This is a genomic window from Brachybacterium sp. AOP42-C2-15 (assembly GCF_052377065.1).
GTDB lineage: Bacteria > Actinomycetota > Actinomycetes > Actinomycetales > Dermabacteraceae > Brachybacterium.
On record NZ_JBQSWK010000023.1, the window covers coordinates 1 to 20,127 of the forward strand.

19 protein-coding genes are annotated in these 20,127 nt (G+C 69.6%); 14 read left to right on the plus strand and 5 right to left on the minus strand.

The genetic code is table 11. The features are described 5' to 3' along the window. Both ACT3SQ_RS12775 and miaB read left to right on the plus strand, forming a co-directional pair. Positions 1-680: regulatory protein RecX (locus ACT3SQ_RS12775; protein WP_444601181.1), on the plus strand; the 680-nt coding region annotated here is incomplete at its 5' end. A gap of 189 nt (positions 681-869) precedes the next feature. Next, positions 870-2,480: a tRNA (N6-isopentenyl adenosine(37)-C2)-methylthiotransferase MiaB gene (gene miaB / locus ACT3SQ_RS12780; RefSeq protein ID WP_444592175.1), complete on the plus strand. Its 1,611-nt coding sequence runs from the start codon at positions 870-872 to the stop codon at positions 2,478-2,480. A 112-nt stretch (positions 2,481-2,592) separates the two neighbouring features. Here miaB and ACT3SQ_RS12785 read toward each other — a convergent pair whose 3' ends face one another. Then, positions 2,593-3,054, minus strand: a complete 462-nt coding sequence (locus ACT3SQ_RS12785) for a YbjN domain-containing protein (RefSeq protein ID WP_441443539.1) — start codon at positions 3,052-3,054, stop codon at positions 2,593-2,595. Between the two features lie 176 nt (positions 3,055-3,230). Here ACT3SQ_RS12785 and miaA point away from each other — a divergent pair, with 176 nt between their 5' ends. Further along, entirely contained in the window at positions 3,231-4,211 is a 981-nt protein-coding gene (gene miaA, locus ACT3SQ_RS12790) for a tRNA (adenosine(37)-N6)-dimethylallyltransferase MiaA (protein WP_442331805.1), read from the plus strand. A 44-nt stretch (positions 4,212-4,255) separates the two neighbouring features. Further along, positions 4,256-5,104, plus strand: a complete 849-nt coding sequence (dapF, locus tag ACT3SQ_RS12795) for a diaminopimelate epimerase (RefSeq protein ID WP_441443537.1) — start codon at positions 4,256-4,258, stop codon at positions 5,102-5,104. Between the two features lie 40 nt (positions 5,105-5,144). Here dapF and ACT3SQ_RS12800 read toward each other — a convergent pair whose 3' ends face one another. After that, the gene (locus tag ACT3SQ_RS12800; RefSeq protein ID WP_441443536.1) at positions 5,145-5,762 is read right to left on the minus strand and encodes a class I SAM-dependent methyltransferase; all 618 of its coding nucleotides are present in this window, start codon (positions 5,760-5,762) and stop codon (positions 5,145-5,147) included. Between the two features lie 157 nt (positions 5,763-5,919). Here ACT3SQ_RS12800 and hflX point away from each other — a divergent pair, with 157 nt between their 5' ends. Both hflX and ACT3SQ_RS12810 read left to right on the plus strand, forming a co-directional pair. Further along, the gene (gene hflX / locus ACT3SQ_RS12805) at positions 5,920-7,494 is read left to right on the plus strand and encodes a GTPase HflX (RefSeq protein ID WP_441443535.1); all 1,575 of its coding nucleotides are present in this window, start codon (positions 5,920-5,922) and stop codon (positions 7,492-7,494) included. Between the two features lie 69 nt (positions 7,495-7,563). Then, on the plus strand, positions 7,564-9,585 hold the full coding sequence (locus ACT3SQ_RS12810; protein WP_444592176.1) for an ATP-dependent DNA helicase: 2,022 nt from the start codon (positions 7,564-7,566) through the stop codon (positions 9,583-9,585). Between the two features lie 43 nt (positions 9,586-9,628). Here the strand turns inward: ACT3SQ_RS12810 and lexA are convergent, their stop codons facing one another. Further along, complete coding sequence (gene lexA, locus ACT3SQ_RS12815; RefSeq protein ID WP_441443533.1) at positions 9,629-10,324, minus strand: transcriptional repressor LexA; 696 nt, start codon at positions 10,322-10,324, stop codon at positions 9,629-9,631. Between the two features lie 170 nt (positions 10,325-10,494). Between lexA and ACT3SQ_RS12820 the strand changes: the two genes are divergently transcribed. Together ACT3SQ_RS12820 and nrdR are read left to right on the plus strand one after the other, a co-directional pair. Further along, positions 10,495-10,890, plus strand: a complete 396-nt coding sequence (locus tag ACT3SQ_RS12820) for a peptidoglycan-binding protein LysM (protein WP_441443532.1) — start codon at positions 10,495-10,497, stop codon at positions 10,888-10,890. A gap of 28 nt (positions 10,891-10,918) precedes the next feature. Next, positions 10,919-11,398 carry a transcriptional regulator NrdR gene (nrdR, locus tag ACT3SQ_RS12825; protein ID WP_442331807.1) on the plus strand — a complete coding sequence of 160 codons (480 nt, stop codon included), beginning with the start codon at positions 10,919-10,921 and terminating at the stop codon, positions 11,396-11,398. 214 nt (positions 11,399-11,612) lie between these two features. On the opposite strand, the gene ACT3SQ_RS12830 is transcribed toward nrdR, so the two are convergent. Beyond that, entirely contained in the window at positions 11,613-13,856 is a 2,244-nt protein-coding gene (locus ACT3SQ_RS12830) for a HelD family protein (protein WP_444501731.1), read from the minus strand. Positions 13,857-14,009: 153 nt separating this feature from the next. Between ACT3SQ_RS12830 and ACT3SQ_RS12835 the strand changes: the two genes are divergently transcribed. Together ACT3SQ_RS12835 and ACT3SQ_RS12840 are read left to right on the plus strand one after the other, a co-directional pair. Next, positions 14,010-14,984, plus strand: coding sequence for a proteasome assembly chaperone family protein (locus tag ACT3SQ_RS12835; protein ID WP_441443529.1), 975 nt, complete (start codon positions 14,010-14,012; stop codon positions 14,982-14,984). A 275-nt stretch (positions 14,985-15,259) separates the two neighbouring features. Next, positions 15,260-15,463: a cold-shock protein gene (locus ACT3SQ_RS12840; RefSeq protein WP_193104230.1), complete on the plus strand. Its 204-nt coding sequence runs from the start codon at positions 15,260-15,262 to the stop codon at positions 15,461-15,463. Positions 15,464-15,692: 229 nt separating this feature from the next. On the opposite strand, the gene ACT3SQ_RS12845 is transcribed toward ACT3SQ_RS12840, so the two are convergent. Further along, positions 15,693-16,535 (minus strand): spermidine synthase, encoded by an 843-nt coding sequence (locus ACT3SQ_RS12845; protein WP_442331809.1) that lies wholly within the window; start codon positions 16,533-16,535, stop codon positions 15,693-15,695. A gap of 157 nt (positions 16,536-16,692) precedes the next feature. Here ACT3SQ_RS12845 and ACT3SQ_RS12850 point away from each other — a divergent pair, with 157 nt between their 5' ends. The 4 genes from ACT3SQ_RS12850 to mraZ all read left to right on the plus strand — a co-directional run bounded on the left by ACT3SQ_RS12850 (position 16,693) and on the right by mraZ (position 20,034). After that, entirely contained in the window at positions 16,693-17,178 is a 486-nt protein-coding gene (locus ACT3SQ_RS12850) for an SAV_6107 family HEPN domain-containing protein (RefSeq protein WP_441443527.1), read from the plus strand. A gap of 55 nt (positions 17,179-17,233) precedes the next feature. Further along, positions 17,234-18,526, plus strand: a complete 1,293-nt coding sequence (dinB, locus tag ACT3SQ_RS12855) for a DNA polymerase IV (RefSeq protein WP_441443526.1) — start codon at positions 17,234-17,236, stop codon at positions 18,524-18,526. Between the two features lie 134 nt (positions 18,527-18,660). Then, entirely contained in the window at positions 18,661-19,059 is a 399-nt protein-coding gene (locus tag ACT3SQ_RS12860) for a DUF3040 domain-containing protein (RefSeq protein WP_441443525.1), read from the plus strand. A 543-nt stretch (positions 19,060-19,602) separates the two neighbouring features. Next, entirely contained in the window at positions 19,603-20,034 is a 432-nt protein-coding gene (gene mraZ, locus ACT3SQ_RS12865; protein ID WP_299299844.1) for a division/cell wall cluster transcriptional repressor MraZ, read from the plus strand. The last annotated feature ends 93 nt before the right edge of the window (positions 20,035-20,127 follow it).

Below are 20,127 nucleotides of genomic sequence, written 5' to 3' on the forward strand. Positions count from 1 at the left end.
GCGGCGCGGCCGACGCCCCCCGGGCCGCCGGCCCCGCCGCTGTTGACCAGAAGTCCTCACCGCCCGCCCCGTCCCGGGAGGCGCGGACCCGTACCCGGCTGACCGAACGCACCCAGGAGATTCTGGACCGTCCCCGCCCCGTCGTGGACCCCGAGCACGCCGAGCGTGAACGGGCCGTGGTCCACGAATGCCGGTACCTGATGCGACTGCTGTCCACACGCCGCCGGTCAGCTGGCGAAATGCGGGAGCGCCTCACCCAGCGGGAAGTCCCGGGGGCGATCGCCCATGAGGCGATGGCCCGCATCGACCGGGCCGGCCTGATCGACGATGCCGTTTTCGCCCACGAGTGGGTCCAGCAGAGGCGGGTATTGCGGGCCCTGGGGGATGAGGCGCTGCGCCGCGAGCTCGAGAAGAAGCGCGTCGCGACCGAGCTTATCGAGGAGGCACTGTCCTCCGTCCAGGACTCCGGTGATGAGGAGCAGCGCTGCCGGGACCTGGTGCAGTCCAGGATCGGCCATCGGGACCGTGAGCAGCTGCGCACCGAACGCGACGGCGCCCACCGCCGACGGCTCTCACGGCGGCTGGATGCCCTGCTCACCCGCAAGGGGTACCCGGGCAGCCTCGCGATCCACGTGATCTCCGCAGAGCTCCGTGCTGCCGCGCAGGAGCCGGCGGACTGAGCCTGGCGACCCGAGGGGGGACCGCGTCGCCCGCCGACCTCCTCGCCTCCCGAGGAGCCGACAGCGGTGTCGGGGTCTGTCATGGCATTGTGACCTTCCTCCAGCAGCGACGAACCTCCAGGTCGCTGCCCGCATCGAGGTGCCGCGGGGATGCCGACTGAGGAGTGGGAGACGTACTCTGGCACCACTATGTCCCTCAGCTCCCACACCCCGACACTCGACCTGCACTCCTCCGCGCTCGACGGTCCTGCGACCGCGCGAGGCACCTATCAGGTGCGCACCTTCGGCTGCCAGATGAACGTCCACGACTCCGAGCGCCTCACCGGCATGCTCGAGGAGTCCGGCTACGTCGCCGCACCGGAGAGCGCCGACGCCCGCCGCGGCGAAGTCGATGTGATCGTGTTCAACACCTGTGCCGTCCGCGAGAACGCGGACAAGAAGCTCTACGGCACCCTCGGTGCGCTGCGCCCCGGCAAGGACGCCAACCCGGGCATGCAGATCGCCGTCGGCGGCTGCCTCGCCCAGAAGGACCGCCAGACGATCGTCGAGCGGGCGCCTTGGGTCGACGTCGTCTTCGGCACCCACAACATCGGCTCGCTGCCGGTGCTGCTGGACCGCTCCCGACACAACGCCGAGGCGCAGGTGGAGATCCTCGAGTCGCTCGAGGTGTTCCCCTCCACCCTTCCCACCCGACGCGAATCCGCCTACGCCGCCTGGGTCTCGATCTCCGTGGGCTGCAACAACACCTGCACCTTCTGCATCGTGCCCTCGCTGCGGGGCAAGGAGAAGGACCGCCGCCCAGGGGAGATCCTCGCGGAGGTGCGCGATGTGGTCGACTCCGGTGCCATCGAGGTCACCCTGCTGGGGCAGAACGTGAACTCCTATGGCGTCGAGTTCGGTGACCGCGGCGCCTTCGCGAAGCTGCTGCGCGCGTGCGGTGAGATCGACGGGCTGGAGCGGGTGCGCTTCACCTCCCCGCACCCGGCGATGTTCACCGACGACGTGATCGACGCGATGGCAGAGACCCCGAACGTGATGCCGCAGCTGCACATGCCGCTGCAGTCCGGCAGCGATGATGTGCTGCGCCGGATGAAGCGGTCCTACCGCAGCAAGAAGTTCCTCGGCATCCTGGAGAAGGTCAGGGGACGTATCCCGGAGGCGGCGATCACCACCGACATCATCGTCGGCTTCCCGGGGGAGACCGAAGACGACTTCCAGCGCACCCTCGACGTCGTGGAGGCCTCCCGCTTCTCGAGCGCCTTCACCTTCCAGTACTCCATCCGCCCCGGCACCCCTGCGGCGACCATGGACGACCAGATCCCCAAGGAGATCGTCCAGGAGCGGTTCGAGCGCCTGACCGCGCTCCAGGACCGGCTCGCCCACGAGGAGAACCAGAAGCTCGGAGGGAGCACGGTCGAGATCCTGGTGGCCGAAGGGGAGGGCGGCCGCGATGCACAGACCCGGCGGCTCTCAGGCCGGGCCCGCGATCACCGGCTGGTCCACTTCTCGCTGCCCGAGGGGATCACGGACGCGGAGCGTCCCCGCCCCGGGGATCTGGTCACGGCGACCGTGACCCATGCCGCGCCCTTCTACCTCATCGCGGACAGCGCGCTGGTCGACGGCACGGCGGAGCAAGCTGCGCTCGGTCCGGAGCGGTTCTCCGTGCGACGCACCCGTTCGGGAGACGCCTGGGAGGCCGGCGTGCAGGGGCTCGATGCCGGAGGCTCCTGCGGGACCGGTGGCGGCACGACGGCGAATGGCCCGGTCACCCTCGGAATTCCGGGGCTGCGGCGCGCCTGAGCACTGCGGCCGGTGCGAGGGATCAGAGCGAGCACCGCGACCAGATCGAGCATCGCGACCGGATCGAGCACTGTGACCAGATGACGATGGCCGGCAGTGAACCGGCGGCGCGTCAGCTGTCGAGCTCGTCGAGCTCGGGGCCGAGACGCTCCTCAAGGCTGTGGAAGAACGCGATCACGGTGCTCAGCCCGCACTTGATCGCGTTGTCGATCTGAGAATCCAGGGCACCGGCACGGAAATCCGCGGCGAGCTCGCCGTAGACGCCGAGCAGGCCCTCCGATTCGCGGCGGACGTAGACCTTGGGCCAGATCCGGTTCATGTTCCACTCGTTGCAGAGCTTGATCATCTCCACTTTGCGGGAGACATCCACGGAATGGCTCCACCGGCCTCGGGTCTGCAGCACGCCGTGCTCGTCCCCGGAGATCATGAACTGGAATCTGTAGTCGTCGAACCGGGCACGCACGATATCGGGATGCTCATCATCCTCGACGTAGGCGTAGCCATAGCGGGTGAGGCTGTCCTCGACCCGTGACAGGGACAGGGGCGCCAGACCTTCGGCAGAGTCCGTGTCCATGTGAACAGGGGACTCGTTCGGTGCAGTCACTTCCAACCTCAGGCGTTCGACGTAGGGATCAGAGCGATCCGAGGTCTCGGATCGCGGATCACCCTACTCCCTCCTCGTGGGAAGGTCCCGCCTCGCGGTGGTGATCCCGCTGACCATCGATGCAGGGCGCCGATAGGGTGCCTCCCATGGATGCCCACGCCGCTCAGCCCGGGACCGCTGCAGCGGCCTCCCGCAGCCCCTTGATCGCGGTGGTCGGCGCCACCGCCACCGGCAAGTCCGATCTCGCGATCGCGCTCGCAGAGCAGTTGGACGGCGAGGTCATCAACGCCGACGCGCTGCAGCTGTACCGGGGGATGGACATCGGCACGGCGAAGGTCACCGCGCAGGAGCGCCGCGGGGTCCGGCACCACCTGCTGGACGTCCTGGAGGTCACCCAGGAGGCGAGCGTGTCCGCCTACCAGCGCGATGCGCGCGCGGCTGCCGCAGAGATCCGCGACCGGGGGAGGGTGCCGATCCTGGTGGGCGGCTCCGGGCTGTACGTGCGCGCCGCCCTCGATGACATCGAGTTCCCGCCCACGGACCCAGCGGTCCGCTCCCGTCTCGAGGAGCGTGCGGCCCAGGAGGGGCCCGAGGCCCTGCACCGCGAGCTGGCCGGAACGGACCCGGAGGCGGCGCGCACGATCGGCCACCACGACACCCGGCGGATCGTCAGGGCGCTCGAGGTCGGGGAGCTGACCGGACGTCCCTTCGCCGCGTTCCTCCCGCAGCCCCGCTACCTCGACCCCGGCACCATCCAGCTGGGCCTGCGCCTGGAGCGTCCGCTGCTGCATGCACGGATCGCCGCCCGAGTGCAGCGGATGGTCGACCAGGGGCTCATGGAGGAGATCCGCGCGCTGCGCGACCGAGGGCTGGACCAGGGTCTCACCGCACGCCGGGCGATCGGCTATGAGCAGGGGCTCGCCGTGCTCGCCGGCACCATGAGCTGCCCCGACGCGATCGAAGGGACGATCACGGGCACCCGGCGTCTGGTGCGCAAGCAGGACACCTGGTTCCGTCGTGACCCGCGGGTGCATTGGCTCGATGCCGCGCTCGGGGCAGACCTGGTCGAGCATGCGCTGCGGCAGATCGAATCGTCCATCATCGCGCCGCAGCGCTCGCAGTCGTAGGGTCGGGGCGTCATCGGCACGGGCCATGGTCGTAGGCTCGGGGCATGGACGAGCGCATCGACTTCACCAAGGGGCACGCGACCGAGAACGACTTCGTGGTGCTGGATGATCCCGAGGGCGCGCTGGACCTGGACGCCGCCGCGGTCGCCGCGCTCGCCGATCGCCGCGCCGGCATCGGTGGCGACGGCGTGATCCGCGCCGTCCGCTCCCGCAGCGCCGGTCTCGAGATCCCGGCCGATGCCCCCGAGTGGTTCATGGACTACCGCAACGCCGACGGCTCGATCGCCGAAATGTGCGGCAATGGAGTCCGAGTGCTGGCCGCGCATCTGCAGCGCGCCGGGCATGTCCGCGAGGACAGCTTCGCGATCCTCACCCGCGCCGGGGTGCGTTCGGTGGAGATCCTCCACCGCCCCACCACCCCGGGCGCGCCCTGGAGCGTCCAGGTGGGCATGGGCACCTCGCGCATCAGCTCCGGGAACCGCGCCGTCGAGATCGCAGGCCGACGCCTCGAGGTGACCGACGTCGATATGGGAAACCCGCACGCGGTCGCCTTCCTCCCTGCCGACGTCGTGCTCGAGCAGCTCGACCTCGGCCACCGACCTGCCCTCGACCCCGAACCGGCCGGCGGCGCCAACATCGAGCTGGTCAGCGCGCGCGGTCCACGGCATATCGCGATGCGGGTCCACGAGCGCGGAGTGGGGGAGACCCGTTCCTGCGGGACCGGAGTCGCCGCGGCAGCAGTCGCTGCCGCCCACCGCGCCGGCGATGATTCCCGGGAGCCCTGGACCGTGGACGTCCCCGGCGGGCGCCTGCAGGTGGGCTGGACCGCGACCGGCGAGATCACGCTCACCGGCCCCGCCCAGCTGGTGGCCGACGGGAACACGCTGATCTGACCGGTCCGCGCCACACTCCGGAAGAACGGCGCGGCCGGGCTCAGGTGTTCGTCGGGCCGATCTCCAGGATCCGGAAGCCCTTCGCGCTTGCCACCTTCGCGACCGTCCGGTTCGGCAGCTGCTCGCCGAGCCAGCGCGCCAGCGGATCTGCTCCCAGGTTCTTGCCGACCACGAGCGCCGCCGTGCCCTGGGGACGCAGCCGGCCTGTCCACTCCAGCAGCAGGGTTCGCAGCGCCGGCTTGCCGATGCGGATCGGCGGATTCGACCAGATCGCATCCACAGCGAGATCCTCTGGAATCTCGTCCGGGGAGATCACCTGCACATTGCTCAGTCCCGCGCGGCGTGCGTTCTCGATGGTCAGCTCACGCGCTCGCTCGCTGACGTCGACCGCCCACACCTGCGCGTCCGGGTGTCGCATGGCGGCGGTCAAAGCGATCGGGCCCCAGCCGCAGCCGAGGTCGAGGATCGTCGCGGCAGGAGGCGGCTGGGTCACCTCGTCGAGTCGGCCCAGCAGCACTGCGGTGGCCTTGTCCAGGCCGTGCCCGCTGAAGACCGCGGTGCTCGAGACCAGGTCCAGCTCACGACCCGCCAGGCGCACCGGCAAGGGGAAGCGGCGATCTGCGGCCGCAGGGGAGGGGGTGAAGTAGTGCTCGTCCACCCCTGCAGGATACGGAGGCAGAGGAGGAGTGCCGAGCAGAAGCGTCATGGCCCACGCTCACGCCTGCTCCGCCCTGCGCAAAATCACTCGACCGGCGGGTGCGGACGTGGGACTCTGGGATCACTGCAGTTCCCCGACGCCAAGGAGTACCCCGACCGTGCCCATCGCCTTCCATCCCGAACCCGACTCCGACTCCGACGTCGACGGGACCAGCACGGGGAGGACCGGGGCCGCGGAGCACTCGAACAGCGCGGATGGCCCCGCAGAGTCCGCCCCGACGGCCTCGTCCCGTCCCCGTGACGCCCTCACCGAGCGGATCCTCTCGCGCGCGGACGCCTCGGTCTCCTCCGTCACCTTCAGCTCTGACGCCGACGGTGAGCAGTACGACCTCGCCGACCGGCAGGCTCTTCGACGCGTCGCGGGCCTGTCCACCGAGCTCGAGGACGTCACCGAGGTCGAGTACCGCCAGCTGCGCCTCGAGCGGGTGGTCCTCGCTGGCCTCTACACCTCGGGCAACGCTGAGGACGCGGAGGTCAGCCTGCAGGAACTGGCGGCGCTCGCCGAGACCGCCGGCTCCGAGGTGCTCGACGGCGTCCTGCAGCGCCGTGCACACCCCGACCCGGCGACCTTCCTGGGCAAGGGCAAGGCCGCAGAGCTCGCCGACCTGGTCGCCGCGAACGGAGCCGACACCGTGATCGCTGACGGTGAGCTCGGGCCGGGCCAGCGCCGCGCGCTCGAGGACATCGTCAAGGTGAAGGTCATCGACCGCACCGCCCTGATCCTGGACATCTTCGCCCAGCATGCCAAGTCCCGCGAGGGCAAGGCGCAGGTCGAGCTGGCGCAACTCGAGTACCTGCTGCCGCGACTGCGTGGCTGGGGCGAGTCGATGTCCCGGCAGGCCGGCGGCCAGGTGGGCGGTGCCGGAGCGGGCATGGGCTCGCGCGGTCCGGGTGAGACGAAGATCGAGCTGGACCGGCGACGCATCCGCGACCGCATGGCCAAGCTGCGCCGCGAGATCAAGGCGATGGCGCCGGGACGGGCTGCCCAGCGAGCGGATCGCGCGCGCCACCGAGTGCCGGCGGTCGCCATCGCCGGCTATACCAATGCAGGCAAGTCCTCCCTGCTGAACCGCCTCACCGGCGCAGGTGTGCTGGTCGAGAACGCGCTGTTCGCAACGCTGGACCCGACGGTGCGGCGAGCGACCACCCCGGACGGTCGCGAGTTCACCTACGCGGACACGGTCGGCTTCGTGCGGCATCTGCCCACGCAGCTGATCGAGGCCTTCCGCTCCACCCTCGAGGAGGTCGGAGGCTCGGACCTGCTGCTGCATGTGGTCGACGCCTCGCATCCGGACCCCGAGGGGCAGATCACCGCGGTGCGTGCTGTGCTCGGTGAGCTGGAGGGCTTCGACGTCCCCGAGATCGTGGTGCTGAACAAGGCCGATGTCGCGGAGCCGGAGACCATCGCGCGGCTGCGCAGCCAGGTCGGCACGAGCATCGTCGTCTCTGCCCGCACCGGGATGGGCATGGAGGAGCTGCGCGAGCTGATCGCTGAGCGCCTGCCCCGTCCTGCCGTGGAGATCGACCTGGTGGTGCCCTATTCCCGCGGAGATCTCATCTCCCGGGTCCACTCCACCGGCGAGGTTCTCGCCGAGGAGCACCTGATGGAGGGCACCAGGCTCCATGCCCGCGTGGAGGAGGCACTCGCCGCCGAGCTCCGGGGTGTGGCCTGAGCCGCAGCAGAGCGGCCTGTCGGGCAGAGCCTGAGACGGCGCGGGACCGGACGCGGATACCCTGACCGGATGACCGCCGCCACCGACCATCCCGCGTCCCCCGCGGCTGGTGAGATCCCCCTGTCCACCTTGATGGACGCCGCCGTGACAGCGATCGGCGGAGCGCCCCGTCCGGGCCAGCAGGCAATGGCGGAGTCCGTGGATCTGGCGATGTCCGGCGGCCGCCATCTGCTGGTGCAGGCAGGCACAGGCACCGGCAAGTCGCTCGCCTATCTGGTGCCGGCCCTGCGTCACGCACTGGTCAGCGGGCGTCCGGTCGTGATCTCCACCGCGACCATCGCGCTGCAGACCCAGATCGTCCGCAAGGACCTCCCGCGCCTGGTCGAGGCGGTGGCCCCGCATCTGTCGCGCACGCCCACCTATGCGCTGCTCAAGGGGCGGGCCAACTATCTGTGCAAGCACAAGATCGCCGGCGGCTATCCGGTCGACGTGGATCCGGGGGCGTTGTTCGCCGAGGCCTCCACCGATCCTGCCCGCACCGGGAGCGAGCGCCTGGGAGACCAGGTGCGGCGCCTGCGCGAGTGGTCGGAGGAGACGGACAGCGGGGACCGAGACTCGCTCCAGGATGCCGTCTCGGACCGCGCCTGGCGCCAGGTCTCCGTGACCGGCAATCAGTGCATCGGCAGCAGCTGCCCGATGGTGGAGGACTGCTTCGCCGAGCGCAGCCGAGAGCTCGCGCGCGAGGTCGACATCGTGGTCACCAACCATGCCCTGCTCGCGATCGATGCTTTCGACAACCACGGGATCATCCCCGACCACGATGTGGTCGTCTTCGACGAGGCGCACGATCTCTCCGCCCGGGTGACCAGCGCCGTCACCGATGTGCTCACCCCCGGCATGCTCCGAGGCACGGTGCGGGACCTGCGTGGCCTCGGGGTGGCCGGGACGGCGCTGGACGACGCCTCCGAAGAACTGCGCGAAGCCCTCGAGCTGTCTCCCGACGGGCGCGTGATCGGTGATCTCCCGGCGCGGCTCGGGGACGCCGTCACCCAGCTCCGGGTCGAGGCCCGCACCGCCCACTCGGACGCGAAGGATGCGGGGGACGAATCCTCCGCCGGCGCGCGCAAGACGGTTCGCGCCAACCTCCAGGAGATCATCGACGTCTGCGAACGGCTCGCCGCTCCCGATGAGGATGACGTGGTCTCGATCTCGCATTCCCAGGCCACCGGGCGCTCGAGCATCCAGGTGGCTCCGCTGAGCGTCGCGGGTGCGATGCGCGGTGCGATCCTCGAGGACCGCACTGCCGTGCTCACCTCCGCCACCCTGGCCCTCGGGGGCCGCTTCGAACCCGCTGCCGGGGAGGTCGGGCTGGCTCGCGCCGCGCGGATGGACCCGGCGGAGCTGCCGCCGCGGGAGGACGCCAACGCCTGGGCGGCACTCGATGTGGGCAGTCCTTTCGAGTATCGCCGGCAGGGGATCCTCTACACCGCTCGTCATCTTCCGCAGCCGGGGCGTGAGGGGCCCTCCGCGGCAATGCTCGACCACCTCACGGAGCTGGTCGAGGCTTCTCAGGGCGGTGCGCTGTGCCTGTTCTCCTCGCGGCGGGGAGCTGAGCTCGCCGCCGAGCATGTGCGAGCTCGGCTCGACCTGACGATCGCGGTGCAGGGAGAGGACTCGATGGCGAACCTGGTGCGCACCTTCCGTGACGAGGAGGATGCGAGCCTGTTCGGAACCCTCACCCTGTGGCAGGGCGTGGACGTGTCCGGACGTTCGCTGCGCCTGGTCACCATCGACCGGATCCCCTTCCCCCGGCCTGATGATCCGCTCACCGCAGCCCGCCAGGAGCGGATCGGACAGCGGGGCGGCAACGGCTTCATGTCGATCTCGGCCCAGCATGCGGCCCTGCTGCTGGCCCAGGGGGCCGGGCGGCTCATCCGCTCCACGGCGGACCGCGGGATGGTCGCGGTGCTGGATCCGCGTCTCTCGACCGCTCGCTACGGCGGCTATCTGCGGGAGTCGATGCCCCCGCTGTGGCCGACCACGGACCCGGAGGTCGCGATCAGCGCGCTGCGACGCCTCTCCGAGAGCTGACGCAGGGCGTCGCTGCAGCCCCGGCGCCGGATCGAGCGGGGGCTCAGATCGCGCGCAGCACCGCCACGATCTTCCCGAGGATCTCGGCATGGTCGCCCAGGATCGGTGCGAAGGCAGGGTTGTGCGGCATCAGCCAGACGTGATCGTCGCGCTGCACGAACGTCTTGACGGTGGCCTCGCCATCGATCATCGCCGCGACGATCTCGCCCTTCTCCGCGGTGTTCTGCGAGCGGACGACCACCCAGTCGCCGTCACAGATGGCGGCGTCGATCATCGAATCCCCGACCACCTGGAGCAGGAAGAGGTCGCCGTCGCCCACCAGACGCTGGGGAAGGGTGAAGACATCCTCGATCTGCTCCTCGGCGGTGATCGGTACACCGGCGGCGATCCTCCCCAGCAGTGGCACCGTCACGGAGTTCGGGCTGAGCTCGGTCACCGGCAGGGGCGCGGGGGCGTCATCCGCCTCTGGCATCACGACCTCCATCGCCCGCGGGCGCTTGGGATCGCGGCGCAGGAAGCCCTTGCGTTCGAGCGACTGCAGCTGATGGGCCACCGACGAGGAGGAGGTCAGCCCCACGGCATCGCCGATCTCGCGCATGGTGGGCGGATAGCCGTGTGAGGCGACCGCAGCGTTGATCGTCTCCAGGATCAGCCTCTGCCGCCGGCTGAGCCCCTCGGTGCGCTCATCGGCGGGAGCCTCGCCGCGGGACCGGATCGGCTTGGGGGTGCTCGGCGTCATCGTGAGGCCTCCTGGCGTCGTCTGTCGGACCCTCGCGGTTCCGTATGTGGTGTGACCCAGCGTAGGGCGGCGTGAGGCAGAAGCCAAACATGTGTTCGATGTTTCCCTTGCGTGTCGCCGGAACGTCGGGCTACAGTCGCACATACATTCGATCGAACAGGAGTTCGGATATGAATACTGGAACCGCCACGGTCCTCTCTCTTCCGGCGCAGCGCGAGCAGCGCGTCGAGGGTGCAGATCGAGCACGCGTTCGACTCGTCCCCACCCGTCGGGGACGCTTCCTCCTCGCTGGCCTCGCCTTCCTGCTGGGACTGCTCGTGGCTGCCGCCGTGCTGCTGACGGTGGATCTTCCTGCGGCGCTGGCAGGGACCGACTCCCAGCAGCCCGTCACCATCACGGTCGAGGCGGGAGACACCCTCTGGGGCTATGCCGAGGAGTTCGCTCCGGAGGCCATGAGCGAGCAGGAGTTCGTCGCTGAGGTGCGTACCCTCAACCACCTGCCCACCGGCCGTGTGACCGCGGGCCAGCAGATCGAGCTGCCCGTCTCAGGGGATGCGATCCGCTGAGCGGATCCGATGCCGGTACCCTGAGTGGATGCACTGTCCGTTCTGTCGCCACTCCGATTCGCGTGTCGTCGACTCGCGCACGTCCGATGACGGTGCGACGATCCGTCGGCGCCGCCAGTGCCCCAACTGCTCGCGGCGCTTCTCCACCTCGGAGACCGCGTCGCTGTCGGTTCTCAAGCGCTCCGGGGTCAGCGAACCGTTCAGCCGGGCGAAGGTGATCTCCGGAGTACGGAAGGCATGCCAGGGGCGTCCGGTCAGCGACGACCAGCTGGCCATGCTCGCCCAGCGGGTCGAGGAGAACATTCGCTCGAGCGGGCTCGCGGAGATCGATGCCCATCAGGTCGGCCTGTCGATCCTGCAGCCCCTCCAGGAACTGGATGTCGTGGCCTATCTGCGCTTCGCGAGCGTGTACCAGGCGTTCGACTCGCTCGAGGATTTCGAGGCCGCCATCGCACGTCTGCGTGCCGAGGGCCTGCATGGGGCGGGTGTCGAGGAGACCTCCGTCTGAGCCGAGCTGAGCGGGATCGCAGGGATGCATCCGCCGCCGGATCGTGCGGGTTTCGTAGATTTTGTGGATCTGGCGCTTGAGCACCTGTTCCTGTGCTTAAGATATCCCTCGTGCGCTCTTGCAGCGCACACCTGATCGGCGGTCGTGGAGGGGAAGCCACGGCCGCCGATCCTCGTCTGCTGGACGGTCAGCGGGTGAGCGGACGGGGTGGTCCTCAGCCGGCCATGCCGGCAGGAAGTGCGCGCGCATGGACCACTCCGAGATGCTGGGTGGATCGGCTCATCGCCACGTAGAGATCCCCGGCCCCGTGGGCGTCGATCAGCTCAGCGGGCTCCACCAGCACGACAGCATCGAACTCGAGCCCTTTGGCGTCCTGCGCCGACATGACGGCGATCTCGTCGTCCACGCCCGCGGATCCCACGCCCACCTTCGGCAGCCCACTGCGGGAGCGGAGCTCGGCGGCGATCGCGGAGATGCGCTCGTCGGCCACGATCACGGCGAGACGTCCCAGTCGCTCCTGGTGCACCGTCACCACCGCGTCAGCGGTCCGGGCGGTGAGCGAGGACTCCTCGGTGCGCTCGATGCGGGGATCACGATCTCCCTCGCGCACCGAGCTCACCTCTGTCACCGGCAGGTTGTGCGCGCGGGCCATCGCCACCGCACGGTCCATGATCCGGCTCGGGGTGCGGTAGTTGACCGTGAGGTGCTCGATCTGCAGGCGATCCTGGATATAGGGCGAGAGCGCGGCCGACCAGGAGTCGGTGCCGCCGGCGGAGGAAGTCTGCGCGACATCCCCGACCACCGTGAATGACTTCGTGGGCGCACGCCTCATGAGCGCGCGCCAGCTCATGGGCGAGTGCTCCTGGGCTTCGTCGACCACGACATGCCCGTACGTCCAGCTGCGCTCCGAGGAGGCGCGTTCGGCGAGGGTCCGCCCGTCTCTGACCTGACTGACCTGGTCTGCGAGGTCCTCGGCCCGGATCATCCCGGAGGTGTCGACGTTCTCGATGACCCTGCGGGCGTAGTCGACGTCGGCCTTGCGGCGCTCGGCATCGTCGCGGGCCCGCGCCTCGGCCGGTGCGGAGTCCTCTCCGAGGAGCTCCGCGACCTCGTCGAGCAGGGGGACGTCCTCGACGGTCCAGGGTGCATCCTTGGGCCGCACCAGGAGCTCGACCCGGTCTGCGAGGCTGTGGGGGGCGACCGCCCGCAGACGCTCGGGGCGGGAGAACAGGATCCGGAGGAATCCCTGCGGGGTGTAGGGGAGCCAGGCCAGGTTCAGCTGACGCTTGACCTCGGGGTTGTTGCGGAGATCTGCGAGCAGGTCCGCCCGATCTTCGGGGATCACAGTGTGGCCCTGGCTGCGGAGCGATTTCTCGTACTTGTCCACGAGCCGGTCCATCGCAGCGCGCACGAAGACGGCGCGCGCGGAGTTGTGCGGCTTGTGAGTGGCGCGAGCTTCCCTGCGCGCGGCGCGGATCACCTCTCGGGTCAGCGTGATGGGGGTGCCGTCGATGCGCAGCTGGACGTCCTCCTGAGGGACCACCTGACGCTGCTTGACCGCTCGCGAGAGCAGCTCGGCCATCGCGCTGTCGCCCTTGAGACGTGCCACCTCGTCGTCATCGTGCAGGAAGGTCTCCACCCCGGGGAACAGCTCGCCGGGGGTGAGCATCACCACCCCGGACTCGCCGAGGCTCGGCAGCACCCGCTCGATGTACCGCAGGAACCCCGGCGTCGGCGCCATGATCAGCACACCCGTGTGCTCCAGGCGGCGACGATGGGTGTAGAGCAGGTAGGCGGCGCGGTGCAGCGCGACCGCGGTCTTGCCGGTGCCGGGGCCGCCCTGGACCACCATCACCCCGCGGTTCTCGGAGCGGATGATCCGGTCCTGCTCGCCCTGGATGGTCGCGACGATGTCCCCCATGCGCCCGGTGCGCTTGCCGGAGACCGCGGCCAGCAGTGCGCCCTCGCCCTGGAGGACCACGTCGTGGTCGGGATCATCCAGGACGGTCTGGTCCAGGACGTCGTCCTCGAGACCGATCACGGTGCGACCACGATTGATCAGATGACGGCGCAGCCGCACCTCAAGCCGCTCGGTGCTGGTCGCGCGGTAGAACGCGGCCGCAGCCGGGGCGCGCCAGTCCACCAGCAGCTGCTCGCGCTCCGCCGTGAACAGACCGATGCGGCCGATGTAGTGACGGGCGGTGTCATCCATGTCCAACCGTCCGAAGACCACGCTGCGGGCGACCGAGCGCAGCAGCGCCAGACGGTCCTCGTACAGCGCCATGAACGAGTCCCGTTCGGAGCGGTTCTGGTGGGTCGAGGCGTGCTGAGATCCCTGGATCTGATCCAGGTTGCTCTCGACCTGGACCATCAGCTCGTCGAGTCGTGTGTAGAGCCGGTCGGCATACGCCTGCTCGCGCGCGATCTCCCGGGCGATCTGTCCCTCAGCGTCGTCCACAGCTCTGCCTCTCCACCTTTGCATCCTCGCGCCGCGCCTTCACCGGGCGGACCCCGGGTCGGCGAAGCACGGTGGTCCATTATGGTGGACGGGCCTGGGTGCGCGTGCCATCAGGTCACCAGCATCCAGACGGCCGCGAGGGAGGAGACCGCGATGCGCGACCCCCGAGATCTCTACCGCTTCGAAGCCACCGAAGTGCTCGAGGCCGTTCCGCGATCGGGCCTCACCCTGGTCCACGCCCTGCCGGGGATGGTTGATGCGGGCAATGCCTGCCGCATCGCGGCGACCTATCTGCGTGACGAGCTGCGCCATCTGCGACTGGTGTCCTTCGACACTGATGAGCTGCTGGACTACCGAGGTGCCCGCCCCCGCGCGACCTTCGACGGCACTTCCTACGTGGATGTCGAGCTGCCTGAGCTGACGCTGTCGCTGATGTATGACGAACGTGATCGTCCCTTCCTCTTCCTCGACGGCCCGGAGCCGGATCTCCAGTGGCGCCGGCTGTCGGAGGCGTTGATCGATCTGGTCGAGTTCTTCGATGTGGAGCGGGTGGTGGGCATGCAGGCGGTGCCGATGGCGGTCCCGCACACCCGACCTATCGGTCTGTTCGCCCATGCGAACGACCCCGCGCTGTTGGGTCGGCCGAACACTCGCCCCACGCCAGCGCCCGGCACCGCTCCGGAGAGCGGGGACGAGGAGCCCGGCGAACTGATCATCCCGGCCGCGTTCAGCGCTCTGCTGGAGCACCGGCTGGGGCGGGCGGGCCATCCGGCGATGGGCTATGCGGCACAGGTGCCGCATTACCTCACGCGCACCGATTTCCCGGCTGGCGCGCTGGCGCTGCTGCGCCGTGTCAGCGAAGCGGCTGAGCTCGATCTTCCGCTGGTGCACCTCGGTGACCTCACCGATGCGGCCACGGTCGCGCTGCAGGGGACCCTCGCCCAGAACTCGGAGGTGCGCCAGATCGTCAGCGCCCTCGAGGAGCAGTACGACGCGATGAGCGAGAGCGACCAGTCGCCGCTCGCGACCACGATGGATCTCCCGACCGCGGAGGAGATCGGCGAGCATTTCGAGCGCTTCCTCGCCGACCACGACGGGAATTCCCCGGACGAGCCGTTCCCCGGCTGAGAGCCGCGTCCCGCGCGTAGCAGATGCCACCTCGTGACCCAGTTCGTTACGTCTTCGTGATCACGTCTTGCCTCAGTCCGTGTGAACCGGGCCACGGTCGTGACAGAATGGCGGCGTTGCGGTGATGCAGGTCCAGCAGGACAGTCCGACGACGGTGCCTCGGCACAGCAGTACGGCATGCACCAATGCGCCACCCGCTTCGGCGGGGGACGGCTTCACGCGGCACCGCGATCGCGTCGTGCGATCGATGAAGGACGACACAGAAGGTGACAGGTATGGCACAGGGCTCGGTCAAGTGGTTCAACGCCGAAAAGGGCTTCGGATTCATCGAGATCGACGGAGGCGGCGCAGACGTCTTCGTTCATCACAGCAAGATCGACATGGATGGCTACCGCGCGCTCGACGAAGGTCAGCGCGTGGAGTTCGAGGTCACTCAGGGAGATAAGGGCCCGCAGGCCGAGCAGGTCCGCCCGGTCTGACCGACGGCGTCCCCGCGAAACTCTCACGGACCGGGCAGGAGCATTGCGCTCCTGCCCGGTTCGCTGTCATCTGGGCGGGGCCGCACGCCTGCGGGCAGGTGAGGGCCCTGGGCGCCTCATCGGCCCCGAGTGCCTCCGGCAGTCGCGCGTACGTCGCGCAGCTCCGAGCGCGTCCGGCAGTCGCGCCTACGTCCGGCAGCTCCGCGTGCGTCAGGCGGCCCAGACCACGTCAGGCCGCCCCGAGCACCCGTCCGGCCCGGGCGAGGGCGTCGACCTGCGTCGAGCGGGCCAGACGCACCGAGACGGCATCGGAGCGCAGATCCCGGTCGATGGCCTCAGGAAGCGGCCGACGTGAGGCGAGCAGAACGCAGTTCCCCCGCCGCTTGCCCGAGAGGTGCGCCGGCTCGGCGATGACGCCGACATGCGGGAACACAGCGGACAGAGTGGCGACCTCGTCGGCCATCAGCCCGGTCCCGGGCGGGGCGGCGCAGTTGGCCAGGTAGATGCCGCCATTGCGGAGCACCCGGTCCGCGTGCTCTGCGGCCTGGACCGTGATGAGCTCCGGCGGCGTGAGCGAGCCGGAGAACACATCCCGCACCAGCACGTCGAAGCGGTCCTCGCGCCAGGAGGTCAGGGCGCTGAGGGCATCCTCGGTGCGCACTCGAAGCTGTGGGGAGCGGGGGAGGTCGAACCAGATCCGCACGTGCTGCGCGAGCAGCTCGTCGATCTCCACCACGATCTGGCGTGAGCGCGGATGCCGGGAGGCGATCGCCCGTGGCAGAGAGCAGCCGCCGCCGCCGAGATGCGCGAGCTGGATCGCTGGCCCGGTGCCTGCGCTCTCATGGCCCTCGAGATGTCGGTCGATCACCAGCAGCATCCACCGCATGTACTCGAAGACCAGGTGCTCGGGGTCCGGGTGGAGGTGCGAGGAGGGGACCCCGTTGACATCCAGCAGGACCGATCCATCGTTCTCGAGGGTCAACCGGGCGCTCCCGGTGGAGATGGGGATCAGGGCATCGAGCGGTCCGAGCTGCTCGAAGGCAGCGCGGCGCGAGCGGTCACGTCGGGACATCGCCCCACTCTAGGAGATCGTCGACCGTTCCTCCCCAGTGGCCGGTGGTCCACAGCAGCCCCGGCGCGGCGTCGAATGTCACACCCCGCCTCTAGCGTTCTCGGTACCAGGGCGATGCAGGAAGCGCCGTCCGCCGTGCACCAGGAGGAGGAGCCCGATGACACCGACGACATCCCGCCGCCGAGGAGCCGCAGTCCTCTCCGTCAGTGCACCCTCGCTGCGACTGCGCCTGGCCCGGCTCGACCAGGACCAGGCGGATCTCGAACGTGCACGGGACCTGCTGCAGCAGGCTCGGGCGGCGGTCCAGGAGGATCCGCGAGAGGCCTTCGAGCTCGCCCATCGCGCTGCGCTGCGCGGCGCCGGGGTGCTCGTGGCGCGAGCCAATCGGGAGCGCCGCCGGCCTCTGCCGCTGAACGTGTGGACCGCGCTCGCGCGGCTCGGCGGGGAGGACATCGAGCGTGCTGAGCGCCTGGCCCCGCTGGTCTCGGAGCGAACACGGCTGGATCGGGATCCTTCCGCTCAGCCGGACCCGGACCTGCTGGAGCGGCACCTCGAGGAGACCGCCTGCCACCTGACGCAGATCTCCCAGCGACTGCTCGAGGATCTTCCCGCGCACATCACAGATCTCACGGCTGCGGGCTGAGGGACCGAGCGGTCGTCTCCAGCCCCGGTACAGTGCGAGCTCGAGGGAGGTGCTGATGAACCTGCGCGCGGACGAGGATCCCGGACATGAGATCCCCGGGATCCTGCACCTGGACATGGACGCCTTCTTCGCCTCCGTCGAAGTGCGGGACGACCCGAGCCTGCGGGGCCTGCCCGTCGTGGTCGGCGGCGCCGGGGCCCGAGGCGTGGTGGCTGCAGCCAGCTATCCCGCACGCACCCGGGGGATCCGTTCGGCGATGCCGATGGCCTCGGCGCGGCGCCTGGCCCCGGACCTCGTCATCGTCCCTCCCCGCATCGACGTGTACCGCGAGATCTCCTCCGAGGTGATGGCGCTGCTGGGCAACGTCGTCGCGGATGTCGAGCAGATCAGCGTCGACGAGGCGTTCCTGGATGTGCGCGGAGCGCGCCGCCTCTTCGGGGAGCCGGAGCAGATCGCGGACCTGTTGCGGCGGAGGATCCGTGACGAGCTCGGTTTGCCCAGCTCGGTGGGTGGCTCGGTCTCCCGAGCGGTGGCGAAGATCGCCTCGGCCCAGGCGAAGCCCGACGGCATGCTCATCGTCCCTGCGGATGACACCGCAGCCTTTCTCGCCCCGCTTCCGGTGTCGGTGATCTCCGGGATCGGCCCCAAGGCGCAGTCCGCGCTCGAGCGGATCGGGGTGCGCACCGTGGGTCAGCTCCGAGATATCCCGTCCACCACTCTCACGCGAGCGTTAGGGCCACGCGCACGGGAGGTCGCGGCCCTGGCTGATGGCAGCGACCGCACGGGGCTCGGCCATCGGACGCGGGACCGCTCACTGGGCACGGAGCGCACCTGGGACGCGGACCTCACCGACGCGCAGGAGGTGCGCAGGCGCATCACCCAGATGGCGGACGACGTCGCGCGGCAACTGCGTCGCGGAGGATTCGTCGCCCGCACGGTGGTGCTGAAGCTCCGCGCCCCCGACGGCACCACGATCACACGCTCCTCGACCTTCGATCTGCCGACGGCGAGCGGGGAACGGCTGCGCGAACAGGTGGTCACCCTGTGGGACCGTGAACGCGATGCTCTGCCGCGGGTCCGCCTGGCGGGGGTGCGGGCGACCCACCTCGAGCCGGCTGCCGGGGTCCCGATGCAGGCGGAGCTGTCGGCACGGTCCGCCGGATGGCACGACCTCGAAGCTGCGATGGACCAGGCGATGGAGCGCTTCGGCGCCCACAGCCTCAGCCGCGGCTCGACCCTCGGTCCCGCGGAGGGCGGGTCGCAGCGCACCGCGTCAGGAGCTGAGGGCGCGGCGCCGGAGAAGGGCGCTCCGCACGGCTCGGGAGAGCCCAGTGATGGTCTGTTCTGAGACCTAACGGAGGGAAAGTTCCCATAACCCAGGAACACGCTCTAAACTGGGGAGACCGCCGATGAGGGCAATGCCTTCTCACACGGTGAACGGTGCGCCGACCGGCGCGAGAGGACGGGACAAGGAGCGGGATCATGCCGCTGTCTGAACACGAGCAGAAGATGCTCGACGAGATGGAGCGTCAGCTTTTCGCCGACGATCCGCGTCTCGCGCGAGCTTTCGCGCCAAAGCCGCCGCCGCGCCGCAGCGGGCGTCGGATCCTCATCGGGTTGGGAGCTGTCGTCGTAGGCCTGGGAGTGCTGGTGCTCGCCGTCAGCCTGCCAGCTGTCTGGCTCGGCGTGATCGCCTTCATCGGCATGCTGACCGGCGCGGTCTACGCGGTCACCGCTCCCGGTGGCTCCTCCGAGGGCAACGACTCGCCCGGCGGTGGGGGTGGAGGCTCCGGCCCGACCACCTCCGGTGGCGACGGCACCTTCATGCGCAAGCTGGAGGAGCGCTGGGAGAAGCGCGCGGGGGACGACCCCCGCCTCTGACCTCTCCCCACCACGGCACGGCACTGCTGTGCCCACAGATGTGCCCAAAGACTCCGATGCCCCGGCTCTCATGAGCCGGGGCATCGTCATGTCCGGAGCCGGGTGAAGTCCTGCCGGCACCGGCACCGGCGGTGCCGAGGCGTCCTCCAGTCTCGCCGCTGAGGCTGGTCGTACCTGCCGGTCGGGCTGCGCCTGACGATGATCTCCGCCCCATTCCCCACATCGCTCCACCGCGCACCTCCCTCTCCCTCCACAGGCCCCCACGACCACGCCCCTTGGCCGGTCGTGGCTCTCTGACCTGCCAGTTCTCTGCTGAGAGTGCTCGCAGTCTTGGCGACTGCACCCCGAGAAGACCGCCTGAGACGCGCCGCACGGGAAATTCCCCCCACCTCGCCCCACGGCTGTGACCTGCGGCGTTCGTGGAGAAGGGGAGGAGATCTCCCGCATATGTGGCATCTGGTGGGGGGTAGTGGGGTAAAGTGGAGCGTGTTGGAAGGAGATGGGTTCTGGATCGTGAGGCTCGGTGAGTGAAGGAGGGCGCTGATGTTCCTCGGCACCTTCACGCCCAAGCTGGACGAGAAAGGACGCCTGATCTTTCCGGCGAAGTTCCGGGACGAGCTCGCTTCGGGGCTGGTCATGACTCGTGGACAGGAGCACTGCATCGCCGTGTACCCGCTCATGGAGTTCCGCCAGAAGCTCGAGGAGGCCCGTCGGGTCCCCACCACCGATCAGCGCACCCGCGACTACCTGCGAGTGCTGCTGTCCGGCGCGGAGGACGTCATCCCGGACAAGCAGGGCCGCATCACCATCCCGGGCCATCTGCGCACCTATGCGGATCTGGACCGGGAATGCGCCGTCATCGGCGCGCTCGACCGCCTCGAGATCTGGTCGCTCCCGGCCTGGGACGCCTATCTCGAACAGAAGGAGCAGGGCTTCGCGGAGACCTCCGAAGAGGTGATCCCCGGCCTGTTCTGAGCTCGACCCGAGGGTTCTCCGTCCTGTGAGACCTCTCGTCGTTCCCGCCCCGACGCAACTTCCCCGGTGGCGGGTCGGGAACGACGAGGAATC